The 597-nt window shown below is 39.2% G+C and carries 2 rRNA genes; both read right to left on the bottom strand.

Annotated features, from left to right (window positions below):
- Positions 1–225: ribosomal RNA gene (locus PSH48_RS20735) — 23S ribosomal RNA — on the bottom strand; the annotation flags it as partial.
- A 296-nt stretch (positions 226–521) separates the two neighbouring features.
- Positions 522–597: ribosomal RNA gene (locus PSH48_RS20730) — 16S ribosomal RNA — on the bottom strand; the annotation flags it as partial.

The following is a 597-nucleotide window of genomic DNA, read 5'->3' as shown; positions in this document are numbered from 1 at the left end:
GGTTGATTTCTTTTCCTACGGGTACTTAGATGTTTCAGTTCTCCGCGTTCGCCTCGTTAACCTATGTATTCAGTTAACGATACCTGCAAGCAGGTGGGTTTCCCCATTCGGAAATCCTAGTCTCAAGTGCTTTTTACTAGCTTGACTAGGCTTATCGCAAGTTAATACGTCCTTCATCGCCTCCAACTGCCAAGGCATCCACCGTGTACGCTTAGTCACTTAACCATACAACCCAAACGGGTCTTTGTTTTGTGACAGTTTAACTTCGCCAGAAGTTAATATTGAATACTAAAGTAGATACCAATTAATCGACTCATAAGAGTGATTAAATGGCACTGAATGATACTGCTATCATTCTTTTTTACTTTTGAAAACTCTGTACAAATAACAATGTTATTTATACGAATTTTATTATCAGCTTTTCCAAATTTTTAAAGAGCATATTAATTAACTAAGCCAGTGGCTTAACTAATTAACAATCATCTGTGTGGACACTACGAACAAATAAGTTCTAAATCGTATAAGGAGGTGATCCAGCCCCAGGTTCCCCTAGGGCTACCTTGTTACGACTTCACCCCAGTCATGAATCACTCCGTG

Source organism: Pseudoalteromonas sp. Angola-4 (assembly GCF_028599265.1).
GTDB classification, from domain to species: Bacteria; Pseudomonadota; Gammaproteobacteria; order Enterobacterales; family Alteromonadaceae; genus Pseudoalteromonas; species Pseudoalteromonas atlantica.
This window is presented reverse-complemented; position numbering and strand designations above follow the sequence as displayed.